Origin of the sequence: Vibrio sp. M260121 (genome assembly GCF_036533715.1) — a bacterium.
In the GTDB taxonomy this organism is placed as follows: Bacteria; Pseudomonadota; Gammaproteobacteria; order Enterobacterales; family Vibrionaceae; genus Vibrio.
The window spans coordinates 1-17355 of sequence record NZ_JATABF010000057.1 but is presented as its reverse complement, the minus strand read 5'-3'; the positions used below and the strand labels follow the sequence as shown (position 1 = coordinate 17355).

The window sequence follows — 17355 nt, the reverse complement described above, 5'->3', positions numbered from 1 at the left end:
AATGACGTCTTTTTATTCAATATCAACCAAACTTATTTTTAGCCGATAAATATCCCCCTTATTTTTATAGAAATAAGTCACAGTTTTGGGGCTTAGACATTCTCATCCCCTATCATCCCCCCTTTCTCCTCCTATAAAAATTTACATCATTAGGCTGTGCTCGATATCTCACTATGCGACCGATTTATTATTTAATTTGTGAACAAAATCTACTGTGATAGAAAATTTTCACTTGTAAAAAACTTAACGGCCTGCTCTCACATTTTGCTGATAGTTCAGTGTATTAGCATCTAGTTGAACATTTCCTTTTCGGCATTTTGCCAATCTATTATCAATTCAATAACAATGGATTTGTAAACGTGGACAATAAAACATTTAAATTATCAGCGATCGCCAAAACCGTTCTGCCTTTGATTTCCGTAGCGGTTATCAGCGGTTGTGGCAGTGATAGCTCTAGCGATGACACAACGAACCCGGGCTCTGGCCTACACCCTGCGGGAGAGAACGAAGTTGTCATCTATTACAAACGTGACGTAGCATCAGCTTCAACAGCAAGCGACTACGAAGGTTGGGGTCTGCACCTTTGGAATGGTGAAGGCTGTACCAGTACTGACCTAGAAGCAATGGGTATTGCTGACGGTGGTACAGACTGGGCATCACCACTTCCATTCGATGGCATCAGCGACACTTACGGTGCGTACTACGTGCTTAAAGTTGATCCAGATGCGTCTGACCCACACAACTGTATGAACTTCATTCTGCACAAAGGCGACGAAAAAGCCTTCGGCAGCGCAAACTCTAAAGTGGAACTGACCAAGCTAGGAGAATCACAAGGTCTATTCGGCTTCCACGGCAGCAGCGAGCTTTACTACGAGCCAATCGAAGAACGTCCAGTAGACATCGATGGCCAAAAAGCCCATTGGTTAGACGCTGAAACCATCGCTTGGGAAGCAGCAGGAAGCGCTGACTCAATGAAGCTTTACTACAGCTTGACCAATGACATCAAGATGGATGAAGACAAGCAAATCACTGGCGGTACAGCGGTTGAGCTGACAAAAGCTGGCGACTTGTCTGACGAACTAAAAGAGCGTTTCCGTCACCTTGCGAGTCTGCAAGCTGCGGGTATCGACGTGAATGCCGAGACACTACGTACGATTTTGAAATCACAAATCGTAATGGTCGCTTACAATGCCGATGGCGATGTTACTTCTGCTACTGAAGTACAAAAACCTGGCGTGCTTGATGCCGTATTTGCAGATGAAGATGCAGGTAATGCAATCAGTGAAGAGTTGGGCGCAATTGTTGAAGGTAGCGCGGCAACATTCAAACTTTGGGCACCAACAGCGCAAGACGTTGACCTAATCATCTACGATGCGAACTTTGCGGAAGAAGCAACAGTTGCAATGACTGAGAACCCAGAAACAGGTATCTGGGAATCGGAAGCACAAGGCAACGTACTGAACAAATTCTACCGTTACCAAGTGAAGGTTTACCACCCGACGACTGGTGTTGTTGAAACTCGCCTAGTGACTGACCCTTACTCGCTAAGCTTGTCGCAAAATTCAATGTACTCACAAGTTGTCGATCTAGACAGCGCTGCGTTGAAACCAGCAGAGTGGGATAACTACGACCGCCCAACGGTTGCAAAAGATGAAGACCACGTTCTTTACGAATCACATCTTCGTGACTTCAGCTTTAGTGATACTAAAGGCACACAATCTCTAAACGGTAAGTACCTTGCACTGACAGAGCCTGAGCGTGAGTCGGTTACTCACCTTCAAGCACTGAAAGACGCAGGTCTAACCACGCTTCACATTCTGCCAGCGTTCGATATTGCAACGGTTGACGAAAACGCAGAAAACCGCGTTGATATCACCGATACCGTAGGCAAGCTATGTGGCATCAAACCAGCGGCTTCAATCTGTGAAACAGAAGACGACGCTAAAATCATTGAAGATGTACTAAACAGCTACGATCCAGCAACGGGTGCTGCACAAGCACTGATGAACGATCTACGCATGCTAGACAGCTTCAACTGGGGTTACGACCCATTCCACTACACTGTGCCAGAAGGCAGCTACGCGACCGATCCAAACGGTTCTAAACGTATCCTTGAATTCCGTGAAATGGTTCAAGCGACACACAAAATGGATCTGAAGCTGGTGATGGACGTGGTGTACAACCACACTAACGCATCGGGCGTAAACGAAAAATCTGTCCTAGATAAGATCGTCCCAGGATACTACCACCGTCTGAATGTGAACACGGGTGGCGTTGAGAACTCAACTTGTTGTGACAACACAGCAACTGAGAACTTGATGATGGGTAAACTGATGGTTGACTCATTGCTTGTGTGGGCGGACGACTACAAAGTTGACGGCTTCCGTTTTGACTTGATGGCACACCAACCAAAAGACTTGATGGAATACGCTCTGAAGCGCGTTAAAGAAGTCGATGAAAACACACTATTCTACGGTGAAGGTTGGGACTTCGGTGAAGTAGCAAACAACGCTCGCTTCGACCAAGCTACACAAATCAACATGGCTGGCACTGGCATCGGTACCTTCTCTGACCGCCTACGTGACGCGGTTCGTGGTGGTAGCCCATTCGATGGCGGTGTGGACTCTGAAGGTAAGCACCCACTTCGCTTTAACCAAGGTTTTGGTAACGCAGGTTACCCGAACGAAGAAACGAAGACAGATGCAGAAGCGGTAAACGGTCGTCTACACAACCAAGACTTAGTACGTCTGGGTATGGCAGGTAACCTAGCAGAATTCGTTCTTCTAGACTTCGAAGGTGAAACTAAACTTGGTAAGAACGTAGACTACAACGGTGCACCAGCGGGTTACACTAAGATCCCTTCTGAGAACATCTCTTACGTATCTAAGCACGATAACCAAACGCTATGGGACAACAACGCGTACAAGATCGCGACTGGCACTTCATCTGCTGACCGCGCACGTATGCAAACCGTGTCTCTATCTACGGTAATGCTTGGTCAAGGTATCCCGTTCATCCACATGGGTTCTGAGCTACTGCGTTCGAAATCAATGCAGCGTGACTCTTACGATTCAGGTGACTGGTTCAACCGCGTTTACTTCGACGGTAGCGACAACAACTGGAACGTCGGTCTACCTCGTGAAGACAAAGACGGCGCAAACTGGGAGCTGATCAAAACTATCGTTGCTGACAGCACTGCGATGCCAAACACTGACGATATCGAGCTAACTAAGCAACAATTCCTAGAACTACTGACTATTCGTAGCTCAAGCGAACTGTTCCGTTTAGATACTGCTCAAGAAGTCATGAACCGCGTTGATTTCCGCAACGTAGGCAAAGACCAAGTAGAAGGCTTGATCGTAATGTCTATTGATGACGGTGTATCAGCAGGTAAAGATCTCGACGCGAACTACGATGCAATCGTGGCTGTAGTGAACTCAACATCAGAAACGAAATCGTTCAAAGTTGAAGGTGCAACTGGCTTCGAACTGCATGAAGTTCAAAAAGACTCTGCAGATAGCCGTGTGAAAGGCGCAAGCTTCTCAGGCGAAACCTTTACGGTTCCAGCACTAACAACAGCGGTATTTGTTCAACCACAAAACGGCGCTCAAGGTGCAGGTCTACCAGTAAACACTGACAACAAAGACGTATCGAGCATTCCTCCTTACGGTGAAACAGTCGTTTACGTTAAAGGCACAATGAACGATTGGTCTGACAACAGTGACTGGGCAATGAGCTTCGTCGGCAACGGCATGTACTCTGTAACTGGCGTTCTTGAAGCTGGTGAGCACGAGTTCAAATTTGCGGACTCTGGCTGGGCAAATCCAAACATTGGTTGTGATGCGGCAGAGCAAGCGTCTGGTTCACTAGATTTAGGCTCAGAAGGTAACTGTAAGTTGTCAGTTGCTGAAACAGGTAAGTACAACTTCACTCTGAACGCACTACACGCTCAAGATGAAAGCGTAGAAAAGCCTGTTGTATCTGTGACTAAATCAGCGGATGCACCAACGTTCGGCGAAACAGCACTTTACCTACGTGGTGATGTAACCGATGCAAGCTGGGCGGCACTAGAGACAGCAAAATTCAGCTACGTTGCGAATGATGTTTACTCTTTAGACATCGATCTAAAAGCGGGCACATTCGATATGAAAGTAGCGAGCTCTGACTGGGCAGATGCAACCAACTTTGGTGGTCAAGGCGCGATTGAATTTGGCACACCACTGACTATGGAAGCGGGTGGCTCAAGTGGCAACATCAGCATCACACTACCAGAAGATGGAAACTACAACTTCCACTTCAACGCAGCGGATAAAGCCGCGCCAATCGTGACGGTGACTCAGAACTAAAAACAGTAGGCACAATTACGTGCTAGTTTGGGGAGGGTAAACCTCCCCTTTTTTTCGTTCTGAACGAGACTAAAGCGTTCCTTTGTCTGCCAAAAGAACAAAAAAAAACCACCTCAACCCAATGAGGTGGTCAAACTACTATATGGTATAGCCAAGAGAAAGGAATTAAGTGGAAGCTTAATATCTCTCTTCTTCAGCCCATGATACATAATCAATATAAATGCGAAACATTGATGACAAACTATGACGATTTCTGCACGTTATTTGTTACTTATCTTTTCGGTAGCTCTTTCAATGTTAAGTAATATCAACATTTAATTTAGGTTTCTTCGTAACTGTTATTTTTTTCCGAAATTTTTTATCATGTTCGATACCTAATACCTTCCAAATATCAAATAAGCGATGGCCTTGCTTTTGTAGATACATCACCATCGTAGATTGATGATCTGCGTCTTTAGGAGAGCCGGCACCAAATCGCGCTTCTTTACAAAGCCTAGCTTGCTCCACATGACAAAAGTTATTTGAAAGCAACAAAAGTGCCTTTTCAACTTGAATGTAATTATAGTCAGAACTAGAAATCGTTTGAGCAATAACTCTCATCCCAAGATGCATATTCATCATCTTATTTAAGATAAAATCAATCTCTGCGCTATCATTTATCTTACCTTGTTCATAAAACGGAGCTAAATGGGAGTATAAGTGACGGGTATTGACCACTTTCATAAGACGTCGACGCACTTCTCTGGAGGAAGCCCCAGGGTGATTATTTAAGATTCGTTCTATGCGTTCCTTTAATTTTTTATCACTCATCTTAGACATTCACCACCCTCTTTATTTTATAAAATAAGCTAATATTGCCATATTTTATCTAGGGGTAGTGGGTAATTTTTTGAAGAACTTCGCATATTGAATGTAAAATCAAAATCAAAAATATAAATAAATGCGACATCCATCAGTCAACCGAGTGGAATCAAAAAGGCCCACCCTATAGGGAGTGGGCAATCTGCTTTTGTAGGAGTGATAAGGGCGGCAAACATAGGAAAGACACCCACACCTTGAGTTTGCTATAGCTCTCAGTAATTGTTAATAGCATATTTAATATTCAATTTAGCTACTGTGCTTTGATAAAACCAGGCAAATAAGGTGGCAGTGTTTTTTAAATACACAATTTATTCATCACTTTATTATTATATTAAGTATTGAAAATCATTTCCTACTCTTACTTTCACCACTTCTTTTTCAGGGAGTGTTTTTTTGAAAAAGAAAGTGAAGACAATACCGACCATAAAAATCTTCAAAATCAGAGAGGTACTTAAATATCAACAAGCCAAAGCAATAAATCAAAAAGTATCATACTAGAGCTGTTGATAGATAAGGGGTTAACCAAAGAACTTAGGCGCATAAAATGTAAGCCGTCAAAAATCGACTCAATGAAGTGTAAACATGTTAAAAGCGCTTCAAGAATCATTGGCTCACAGGTTGTTTCTACTACTCTACAAAGAAAAAGAGCATATCAATAATTTTTAACCTAAGAATGATAATGAGTCTTTGAAACCGTTAAGTACTATACGCCCGACTGGGGAAAACTCAGACACTCCATGATGGTGTTAGTCACATAGCGCCTTTTCCACTATATGGTCCCCAAACCATATAGTGGATTTTTTTATCTCAATTACTGACTGAGGTGCTCACCTTGAGAAAACTCAGTTTCCCCAAATAATCTCGACAAACTCAGGGTGATCCACAAACGGGTTGCGGTTACCTTGGAATTCAAACACCGCTTGGTTACGGCTGATCTCTTTCGCGCTGACTGGATCGTTTTTGTGCCAACGTTTCAACATGTTCAGCATCCATGGTTCGAAGACGGTCGTTTTCGTGCCGTTCAATACCGCGTCAGAGTTGCTAGAGTTGCTTTCCCAATTGCCAATGACGTTTTCATAGCGCGTCGCCATGTAGAAATACGCACGAGCAAAATCACCTTTGAACTCATCAATAGGCTCAAATACCGTCCCTGAATAGCCCAAAGTAGAGCTTGCTGAACCAACTTTTGAGCCATTGCTTGATACGTAAGTGCTGCTACCCACTTCACCAAATGGCCAGTTGCTGCGCTTCGCATTCACATAGCCATCGGTTGCAAACAGGTGGTGACCATCGGAGTTCATCGGTTCAACCTTGCCACCAAACCAGCTCTTAGGGAATGAATGTTCACGGTTGTAGCAATCGCCTTCCGTTTTGTATTGGCCACATTGGTCAGTGACTTTGGAAAAACTCACCGTATCGCTGCCAGATGGTTTTTCAGAATACATATCGAGAATGGAGCCATCTTTCTCGTAGTAGGTGTCTATGTCCGCGTCTTTCACTAAGGTCCAAATCGCTGAGTAGCCGCGTCCTGTGTGATCCTTGATGATGTTAAACAGCGCTGTTTTCAACTCAAAACCTGTTTTGCCTTCTGCGGCTTTATAGTATTCCCCGACCACTGGCGGAGGCGTCGTTGAACCACCAAGAGTAAAGCTTGTAGTTTGAGATTTCGTGAATTCACCACCAGACGCTAATGTGGTTTGGCCAAACATTAAGGCGTATGAGCCACTGCCGTTCCCGCAACAAATGCCATCACCATAACTATCACTGATCGTAAACTGGTAATCGCCGTTCGCTAGGCACATGGTTTTTTCGTAAGTTTTCGAAGATTCAAAACCTTGGCCAGAAAACAACACTTGTGACTGGCTATCCTTCAATTCCCAGCTGGTTTCTGAGCCATAGCTATCGGTGTTCAATGTCAGTGACACTTCGTTGTCATTACAGCTTTCTACCGGTGGCTGAGTACCACCATTTTGGTTTGGCTGAAAGTTATCGACATAAACGACTTCAGAGCCGTCAAAGCCCGATTCATCATAAAAGCGTAACCCGACATTGATCGCTTTGTTTGATGATGCAGTGTAACTGTGTGTGAGTTGTTGCCACTGATTGGTTTGCTGAGGATTAGAGTAGCTGTGGTATCCATCAACCACCAAACGCGCTTTAACATTACCTTCCGTATGATAAACCGCGACAGAAAATGGGTAGGTTTTCCCTTGCTCCACATTAATGGTTTGCAAAAAGTCGGTGTTGCTTTGGGTACCTGTATTTACGATAACTTGAGCCGCAAGACCACCAGATTGGTGCGGGTCACTGGTCGGTGAAACAGCAATGCCGGAATCAATCACAGACCACTGCGTTGGTGCATTACCATTCCACTGTTCAAAGTCTCCATTCAAGACCTCAGCATAGGCGATTGGAGAACAAATAAGAGGTAAGAGACAGAGGGGGTTCGTTATGGATTTCATTATAATTTTCCATTAGTTATATAAATCCCCAAGAAGATAAACATAACAATTACACATGAGTAAGTCATAAATCACAGTTTGACGTTGCATGAATGTGAATATTCTCATTATCGTGCAGCACATCTCACAAACTGCGTACTGTTTCTTTCACTTCTTCAACGGCAGTTGTGCGATAAAAAGCAAAGGGATGTACAGAAAGAACGCGGGAGCTCAAAGTGGAATATCGCTACCTATGACTAAAAAGAGCGGCATCTTAGACAAAGCGATAAAAAAAGCCAAGTGCGTTTCTATTGGGGTAGAGAACAACACTTGGCTTGGTCTGGGTTACCTTGATTGAGAATGACTTATTGAGTATTTGGCATCACTTTGAAGAAGCGCCCTTGTAATGATGACATCGGGACCTGGTATTGCCCGTTACTTGGGGTGATTTGTTGGTTAGTAATTAAATCCACCAGCGCTTGATTGCTTCCGACTTGCGCTTCAGTCAGCACAATATTGCGGGCACTCTCAAGAGTATTCAAAGCAAATAAGACTTGGTCATCGCCAGATACTTTCAAGTCCACATAACTGCCATTGCTTGCTACCAAGTTAGTGCGACTGCCTTGATACAAAGCAGGATGAGCAGCGCGCATCGTCATCAATGACTTAACATAGTTTTTCAGATCAACTTGGTTGGCATCTAGGGTTGCCGTTACGCCTTCAATCTTGGCACTGCTGCGAGCGACATGGTCATCACACACGCCACGAACCGCACACGTATTGTTGTCTTCTTTTGCGTCAAAACCATCAACTTGGTCACCAATTTCATCTCCATAATAGAGAGTGATTGGTCCGGTGTAAGCCGCTTGGAATGCAAACGCGGCTTTGTGGCGTTGCCAGTATTCAGCATCGTTCACATCCGCTAATCCGCCTCGTTGCAACAAGTCACCAAAGCGAACTAAATCGTGATTGCCAATCATCAAGTTTGGCTGAGCATGAGACGGATATTGGTAGTGTGTTTGGTAGCCATTATCTAGCCAATCCACACCACGACCGCCGACACCGCTCTCATTGACAGCCAGTGTTTCCACCACGCGATAGCGCATTGGGAAATCAAATGCCGAGCACAACGAAGGATCGTCAGCCGCGCCGTATGCGTCACTCGCAATTTCTGATTCGCCTTTCCAGATCTCAGCGACCATGTAACCCAGAGGATTCACTTGATCACCTTCCGCGTTGGTGTAAGTCACACTCTGTGAGGCTTCATCCACCGCTTTGCGGATTTGCGTCCATGCGTCGGTTGGAACTTGGTACGCTTGGTCTAAGCGCCAACCATCAATTTTTAGCTCTTTGACCCAGTAAGTCGCGACTTCTTCGTAGAAATCCAAACTTGCTGGGTAGTCGACCGGATTACTCGAACCAGAAGGTAATAAACCCGATGGAGACGGCTTAATCAACCCTTCTTTGTGATGACCAAACACGCCATCAAAGAAGACATACAAGCCGCGTTTGTGTGCTTCATCAACTAAGGTTCTCGCCGTTTCTAAATCGCCAAAGCGAGGATCAATTTTAAAATAATCCGTGGCAAAGTAGCCCGTTGCATCTAAACGATCAGCCCAATGATCCTGCCCATCAATGGCTTCCGATTCAAAAACTGGCGTCAACCAAATTGCATTCATGCCCAAGTCTTGGATGTAATCGAGCGAATCGATAATCCCTTGAAGATCACCGTTATGATGGCTAGTGCCGTAACCTGTGCCATGGCCGATACTCGAATCGCCATCAACAAAGCTCTCAACCATGATTTGATAGGTGCGAAGCTGATTGCTTTGCTCCATTACATTCGCTTGGCAAGCATAACTTGCATCAGGAAGTGGCGTGCTGCCATTATCGCTTCCACCAGAGGAATTACACGCGGATAAAACACCAACCACACTCAAGGCTAAAAGCGATTGGCCAAATAGTTTTTTATATCGTACGTTGCGCATTAAACTCTCCCAAATAAAATTAACCCCAACATGTTTTCCATGCAGGGGTTAATAAATAAAAATAAATTTTAAATAACTGAATGGAATTTTATTGGCACTTATTAACCATTACGTGAAGTGGCTTACCTTTTCCTTCAAATTGAAGGTTCCAAACGTATTTTCCATCTTCTTTAATATCAACCGCAGTATCTGTGCCGTAACCACCAAATGTTAATGGTGTTAATTCACCAACATTCATTCGATTACCTTTCGCTGTAAATTGTGGGAACCACAACTCAGTCGCGTACTGCATTTTGTAAGAGCCTGCTTTTTCTTGCGTCACAACTTGGTAGAAGTTATTGCCTTTGTAAGTGTATTTACGTTGAGGTACATGTTTCCAATCTGAATCAGCAAACGTACCGACAACAAACAGAGGTTTAGAAATTGGGCCTTTTGCCGTGCTATCTGGGTTATCACAAGCCGCCATGAAAGCAACGACTTCGTCTTGAGACAGATTAACAATAGGTTCAGCAGCACCTTCTGGTTCTGCTGTCGATTGGCAACCAGCAAGAGCAACAAGTAAGGCAGCAGCAAGTGAAGTTTTCATCATGTTCATTTTCACGTTAATTCCTTTTTAATATTCCAAAGTAAATACAAACTCACCAATCTGGATAAAGTTAATATTTAAAAAGAACAAAATACCAAACTAGCGATAAAGAATATTATTCTCTATCTTGCTGAGCCAGATTACTTTGAGAGGTTTAGTTATTTCCTAATCGATGACGAGTAAGGTTAGGAACACACTTTAATTATTGATCTGTTAAATATGAAAAACAAAGTAAAACAAATAAATTTGTGAATAAGCTAACTATATGTAGGGGTGAGTTTTATCGTTCTAAAAGCAATTAAAAAAGGCCAGCAATTTGCTGACCTTTTTTATTCATTTATTTGGTATTTACCGCTTTAACAAATACTTCTTGTGCACCTTCGATGCCCAATTCTTTTGCTTCATCAAGCAGTGTTAGCGCTTTAGGAATATCGTCCGCGGCAACCGCTGCCTTGATAGAGCTGTGGTAGTAGCTAGTTAAATCCGTACCTTGAGGAATGTTGTCGTTTTTCGCAACAATCTTAGTATTCACGATATCGTTCGCGGATACTGAAAAGCGGAACTGGCCAAGTGGGCTGTGTTTCGCTTGAGGGTCTGCAATATCTGGCGGCTGAGTATGGTTTGCCAGTGCGAAGGCTTTTGCAGGGTGAAGAACTTCAGAACTTCCTTTTAGATCAGCGGAAGTTGTGTAAACCAGTACATGCAAGTCATTACCTGTCATGTCTGGAATCACGTTCATTTCAAGTACGAATTTATCGTTGTCCAACAGTTTTGCTGGCTCGTACTTAAACTTTGAGAAATCTGCTTGGTAAATAGTTTCACCTGCCGTGTTCATAACAACGACGTTAGGTGCGTAAAACTCTAGATTTTTGTTTACGAAGGTCTCTAGTTTGATATCGAGACTGCCACGATTGCCTGGTAATGCGAACGCTGCAATTGCACCTGCGCTATTACCATCTAGCAGCATCTGGCTTTTATCAGTCAAAGCGAACTCAGTAACCACAGGTACATCAATTGGTACCCATTGAATATCACCCGACTGCGTGATCACTTGTTGTTGACCTTTCGGGCTCATGTCTACTTGTTCTACAGAAGAACAACCCGTAGCCAACATTCCCAACAGCACGGGAGCAAGCCATTTTTTCATTACCGTCTACCTCGACTCGTTATTGTTTTTGAAATAAATACAGCCAGATAGGTTCTGGCTGTATCATTCTAGGACAATTTAGGACTTAATGGTTAGATGATTACCACCAAGCTTCCGCTTGTACACCGAACTGGAATGTATCGTCAGAACGACCGTTGTCGAATGTGTTCGAGTTGTCGTCTTTATCTGCAGTTAGGTAAGAAGCGTATAGACGGATTTCAGGACGAGCCCAGAAGCTAGAGCCAGCAGACCATGCTTGAGCAACTGTCAGCTTACCGAACTTGTTCTCTGCACCGTCGTTATCATCGATAGCGTAACCAGCTTCGAAGATAGTTTTGTGGTTGTCATCCCATTTGTACATTGGACGAACAACTACAGACATTGCTTCCCACTTGTCTTGGCCAGCCCACATGTCTTCACCAACACCGTATACTAACTGGTGACCCATTTCCCAGTTTTCGCCCATGCCGATTACACCCCAGTTGATTAGGCGGTAACCAGATGCGCCACTGTCAGCTTCTGCACCGTACCAGCTACCGTCGCCGTAGAATGCCATTGTTTTAGAGTAGCCTTCTGTACCGTACTGGAATACTGTTTTGTTGAAGCCTGAATCTAGACCTTGAGTCAATTCAGCTGTGAACATTACGCCATCTTTCGCATCTTTAGTGCTGTTTGGCGCAGCGTCAGTTTCGTTAACTAGCGCGTAGTTTAGACCTAGTTCTAGAGAACCGTTATCCCATACTTGAAGACCTGCGTAACGCGCATCAAGTGTATTTACGTTTGCATCACCGCCATCGTTACCTGGGTCAGCGATGTCAGAACGGTCGTTACGAACCCATGCTAGAGATAGTTTACCTGGACCAGCTTCGATGTTTTCGATACCAGCACCTGCGCCAGAGATGTTCCAGTAGTAGAAGTCAGAGATATGGATGTCGTGACGTTGGTAGTAACGCTTACCTGCCCATAAAGTTGCTTCTGGAGCGAAATCTAGAACGCCTTTAGCTTGAACGTTGAACTGACGTAGTGCGAATTGTGCATCATCAACACATTTAACATCGCCAGCGCCGTCAAGACCACAGTTAGCAGAAGTGCTTTCCCAGTCGTTTGAACCGTTAGAAGTCATTGCAAACATTGAGTCAACGTAGAACGTTTTACCGTTGTTGTTGTAAACTTCTTTACCTAGTTGAACTTCACCGTATACATCGCCTTCGTTACCTAGACGACCGATTTTGTTCTTCTCAAATGTTACTTGTTGGCCACCATCAGCGCTCACACCAACACCAGCACGCATGTAACCGTGGAAATCCACTGCGAAAGCAGAACCAGCAGCTAAAGTTGCAGCAACAGCAGCAGCAATTACACTTACTTTTTTCATTCTTAACTCCATTAAGGGTATTTATAATTCTGTCTTCCCTGCTCACTCTTTTAGGTGAATATAGGCAGTAAAAATGCACCTAAAGAAAGAGAGGTAAGATGGGAACAAGTCCCCGTTTGTTTCAACAGTCTTAAGATTACCCAAGGCGTACAAGGATGACGTCCTCCACCCCAAACTAATTTAGGGGGGATGAGAAGGGATGAGAAAATTTACCGAATGGTGTTTTTTCGAGTTAGATCACCAATCTAGGGAGGAATTAGTAAGTTTCTTCAGTTTATGGCCGCTACAAAGTGATAGCCATTTCATATTTTTGTCAAAAATAGGTCGTAGAAAGTAATTTAATTACAGTGATAATTTTCGATATAAGGTGGTTGACCTTAGTAAGACAAAGTTTTTTACTTATAGTTTCTTAAAGGTAGCAATAAAATTAAAAAAAGATTCGCTGATGACACAACTTCACTCTCGCCCATACCCACTCGGCGCAACCGTAAATAAAGAAGGTTGTAACTTCTCTATTCATGCTCCAAGTAGTAAAGACATTCAACTTGCGCTATTTGCGGAAGACGGTAGCTACAAGCTGCACGACTTACCAGGCGAATATGCAGGCATTCGCCATACTTTTATCCCTGACATCAAACCGGGGCAAAAGTATGGCTATGTGGTGACGCACAAAGACGAACCTTTGCTGATCTCCGATCCCTATGCAAAGTCGATTGATAAAGCCCTTCACTACCAGCCTCCATTTTCTCCTGCAAAAAGCTTCGATATGCCAAAGTGTGTCGTCATAGAAGACAACTTTGATTGGCAAGACACCGATCATCCTCGCATACCACGAGAAGAGATGGTGTTGTTTGAAACTCATGTTAAAGGGCTCACTCAGCAGAACCCTGAAGTTCCAAGCGATACAAAAGGCCGTTATTTAGGTTTGTCTTCACCTGAAATGTTGGCGTTCTACAAACAGCAAAACATCAATACGTTGCAATTGCTACCTGTCGCAGCGTGTATGCATGAACCGCATTTGCTAAAGATGGATAAAGTGAACTATTGGGGTTACAACCCATACTTGTTCATGGTGCCGGACCCTCGCTATGCAGAAAAAGACGCGGTAACCGAGCTCAAAACCACCATCCGCGAGCTGCATAAACACGGCATCGAAGTGATTCTTGATGTGGTGTATAACCACACGGCGGAAGGCGGTGAAGGCTCAACGATCTTCAACCTAAAAGCGCTCGACTCACGTTTCTATATCAAGCACGGTCAGCACTTTGCTAACTTCACTGGTTGCGGCAACACGGTTGATATGACTTACCAACCTGCACTTAACCTCGTTATGGATACGCTGCGTTACTGGGTCAGCGAATTTAAAGTTGATGGTTTCCGTTTTGACTTGGCAGCAACGCTAGGTCGCCAAGGCGACGACTACAATCCAGAAGCAGCCTTCTTTAAAGCCGTCGCGCAAGACCCCATTCTTCGCGAAACGAAACTGATCGCTGAGCCTTGGGACATTGGCCCTAACGGCTACCAAGTGGGTAACTTCCCATTTGGTTGGAACGAATGTAATGACAAACTGCGCGACATCTCTCGCAGCTTCTGGCGCGGTGACCAGGGCTATCTAAAAGAATTTGCGACCCGTTTAATGGGCTCTCGTGATATCTACAGCGCAGCGAACTGGCCTTACAAACTCACAGTCAACTACATCACGTATCACGATGGTTTCACCCTGCAAGATTTGGTGTCTTACAAACAGAAGCACAACGAGGCAAACGGTGAAGAAAACCGCGACGGCCATGGCGATAACCGCTCTGAAAACTATGGTGTGGAAGGCGAAACCGAAAACCTGATGATCATCGCCACGCGTGAAAAACAAAAGCGCAACTTAATGGCGAGCTTGCTGTTTGCATTTGGTATCCCTCACATCCTAACCGCGGATGTGTTGTCGCACACACAAGGCGGTAATAACAACGCTTACTGTCAGGATAACGAAACCAGTTGGCTAGATTGGTCGAGCACAGAACGCAAACAGCACTTCAAAGTGTGGATGTCACAAATGGTCGCTAATCGTAATCAGTATATGGTGCCATTCATTCGAGCATTCAGTGGTGAGAATCGCAACAACAACCGTATCTTCTGGCGTCGTATTGATGGCAGCTTGATGGAGCACGACGATTGGAACCGTTTAAGCTCTGTTGCGCTGCATTTAGGCATCGGCAAGGAAGGGCAAGAGTTGGTGTACCTGATTAACCAAACCAACGCACCTGCGCGATTTAAGCTACCAAATGAGCGTGGTCAAGAGTGGGTGACCGTGTGTGATACCAATGTGCGTAATCTCAATCCTGGTCATGCGGAAGGCGAAGTGCTGCTTTCTCCTACGTCGATGGCAATTCTGCATTATCAACCAGAGTAAGAACCTTACCTGACACAAGCGAAGCTTATTCCTACAAAAACTGACAAGCCCAGCAACACGCTGGGTTTGTTTTATCGACATTTCGAGTAGAGATCCATCAACCAGGCCAAATAGCACACCATACGCATTGATACACAAATGAAACTAATCTAATATTGCTATCCAAATCACATTTATAATATCTACAACGTAATTTGGCATCATGGCTTTACCTAAATTCTTAATCCGCATTCTGCGGCCTTACCTGCTATTACTCGCAGGTTTCATGGTCTATCTGGCTTATGCTCAGTTAGTCGATTCCGAGTCGATGGTCTATCGGCAATCACAGACCAATATCATCACTGCAGAACGGTTGATCCACTCCCAAATCGAAGCGGCTTTCAGCAAATTCTACCTTCTAGAGACCGCATTGAAAGCAAGCAAACAAGACCTCAATGATCCTGACTTCCGCGAACTAAGCCAAGGCATCATCGACTATTCCCCGCAATACTCCAATATCCTCTATACCACATCAAACAACAGCGTCGCTTATGGCCTATCTGGTCAAATCAAACAAGCAGACACCAGCACAATTCAATGGCATAAACTGGATACTGTGAGCGATAAGTTCTCTATCTCTTCGCTGTACCAAAACCCGCAACAACGCTGGGTATTCGCCATCAAACACGTCAATCCAAACCTAAAATACCAACTTTGGCTTGAGTTCGATCTTCTTCATACCACTCAACAATTGCGTGGTCTTAAAACATTGAATAAAGGTTATGTATTTGTCGTAGACAGAGACACAGAACGCTTAGTATTCCATCCAGATCCAAGCCGCATCGGTGACTATTCAGTAAGTTATCATGGCGGTATTAGCGATAAAGTTGCATCGGGCTTACTGTTCGGTAAACACGAATACTATTACCAAGATAATTTTAAGATTTCAGTCTTCGATGCAGACAACGGCTTAAACTGGGTGTTTGTCGCAGGAACAGACCGTGCCGATATCCTCAACAGCAGTTATCCGTTCACGCTAACGGCCGGTGTCATCGCCTCTCTACTTGCGCTCGCCATCGGAATCAACTACCTCACTTACCAACTGCATTTGTCTTTAGCCCGCCTAAATGGCACGGAGAGCGTTGGTGAGTTCAAAACCCAACTCAAGCATGTCTTGGATCGTTTTTGCTACCACAGAGGCATACAGTTCTGTTTATACGACAGCTTGAATTACAGCTTTTACACCCTCGATTATCACGGCAATAAAAAGCTGGTGTTAACCGACGCGGAGCTCGCGGCGCGTTTTTCTCATAGCGCTTTAACGTACAGAACGAAGAAGTACGGCGACGAGCTGACGAAAAAGCTCAAGATCAACAGTAACCACTACTGCATTCCATTGTTTGATGGACGAGAGCTGCTTGGCGTGACTTACGTAAGTTGCCGATTCCCAACCTACAAATGCGTGCTCAGTTTGATTCAAAACTACGCCCAAGTTACGTTGTCAAACCTGAAATTACATGACCGTTTGCGCCATCAAGATCCAATGACGCAACTCGAAAACAAAGCGTGCTTAGCAGCAAAAGTGTCGAGAGAGCTTGATTCAGAGAACCGTTTTATCGCGATGGTCGATATTGATAACTTCAAATACATCAACGATAAATTCGGCCACCCAGTCGGTGATTTAGTCATCCAAAAAACAGCTGAAGTGATGCGCGATTGCTTCCCTAAACCAAAAGGGATTTGTTTAGCGCGTTATGGTGGTGAAGAGTTTGCCATCGTGTTCCAAGCCAATGACGAGTTTGATGCCAAACATCAGCTTGATAACTTCCTAACCGCGCTGCAAAGAAGCCATCTCACATTGGGTTGTGGTGATGTGCGATTTACGGCAAGTGTTGGGTTTACGCCATTAGAAACCAGCTATCACCATGTAGTGGAGCAAGCTGACAAAGCACTTTATCAAGCAAAAAGATTGGGCAAGAATCGCGTCTGCCACCTCAAAGCGGCATAGCGAATTTCTTACAAAAAAAGACAAAGCCAGAGCAGATATCACTCTGGCTTTTTTTATTTCTATTACAGTCAGTTAAGTCACAAGATGGCTTTGTTGCGTAATTCGATGGAACTAAATCAGGAAGTTACGATCTGATCGGCTACATCAGTTAATCATCGTAGCCTTATGCCGAAACCTTGTTACAAAACAACTAACTGGAAACAGTACAACAAAGCCCTAA

General features: G+C 44.4%; 9 protein-coding genes. 3 read left to right on the top strand and 6 right to left on the bottom strand.

Features of this window, described 5'->3' with window-relative positions:
• Window positions 1–359: 359 nt before the first annotated feature.
• Complete coding sequence (gene pulA / locus QTO06_RS22865) at window positions 360–4346, top strand: pullulanase-type alpha-1,6-glucosidase (RefSeq protein ID WP_331409956.1); 3987 nt, start codon at window positions 360–362, stop codon at window positions 4344–4346.
• 297 nt (window positions 4347–4643) lie between these two features.
• Here pulA and QTO06_RS22860 read toward each other — a convergent pair whose 3' ends face one another.
• The 6 genes from QTO06_RS22860 to QTO06_RS22835 form a co-directional block, all read right to left on the bottom strand.
• The gene (locus QTO06_RS22860) at window positions 4644–5165 is read right to left on the bottom strand and encodes a hypothetical protein (RefSeq protein WP_331409955.1); all 522 of its coding nucleotides are present in this window, start codon (window positions 5163–5165) and stop codon (window positions 4644–4646) included.
• Window positions 5166–6049: 884 nt separating this feature from the next.
• Window positions 6050–7669, bottom strand: a complete 1620-nt coding sequence (locus QTO06_RS22855) for an endonuclease (protein WP_331409954.1) — start codon at window positions 7667–7669, stop codon at window positions 6050–6052.
• Window positions 7670–8013: 344 nt separating this feature from the next.
• Window positions 8014–9636, bottom strand: a complete 1623-nt coding sequence (locus QTO06_RS22850; protein WP_331409952.1) for an alpha-amylase family glycosyl hydrolase — start codon at window positions 9634–9636, stop codon at window positions 8014–8016.
• An 88-nt stretch (window positions 9637–9724) separates the two neighbouring features.
• The gene (locus QTO06_RS22845; RefSeq protein WP_331409965.1) at window positions 9725–10231 is read right to left on the bottom strand and encodes a glycosidase; all 507 of its coding nucleotides are present in this window, start codon (window positions 10229–10231) and stop codon (window positions 9725–9727) included.
• Window positions 10232–10559: 328 nt separating this feature from the next.
• Window positions 10560–11369 (bottom strand): MalM family protein, encoded by an 810-nt coding sequence (locus QTO06_RS22840; RefSeq protein ID WP_331409950.1) that lies wholly within the window; start codon window positions 11367–11369, stop codon window positions 10560–10562.
• A 100-nt stretch (window positions 11370–11469) separates the two neighbouring features.
• Window positions 11470–12744: a maltoporin gene (locus QTO06_RS22835; protein WP_331409949.1), complete on the bottom strand. Its 1275-nt coding sequence runs from the start codon at window positions 12742–12744 to the stop codon at window positions 11470–11472.
• Between the two features lie 445 nt (window positions 12745–13189).
• Between QTO06_RS22835 and glgX the strand changes: the two genes are divergently transcribed.
• The gene (gene glgX / locus QTO06_RS22830; protein ID WP_331409948.1) at window positions 13190–15148 is read left to right on the top strand and encodes a glycogen debranching protein GlgX; all 1959 of its coding nucleotides are present in this window, start codon (window positions 13190–13192) and stop codon (window positions 15146–15148) included.
• Between the two features lie 265 nt (window positions 15149–15413).
• Window positions 15414–17135 (top strand): sensor domain-containing diguanylate cyclase, encoded by a 1722-nt coding sequence (locus QTO06_RS22825; protein WP_331409964.1) that lies wholly within the window; start codon window positions 15414–15416, stop codon window positions 17133–17135.
• The last annotated feature ends 220 nt before the right edge of the window (window positions 17136–17355 follow it).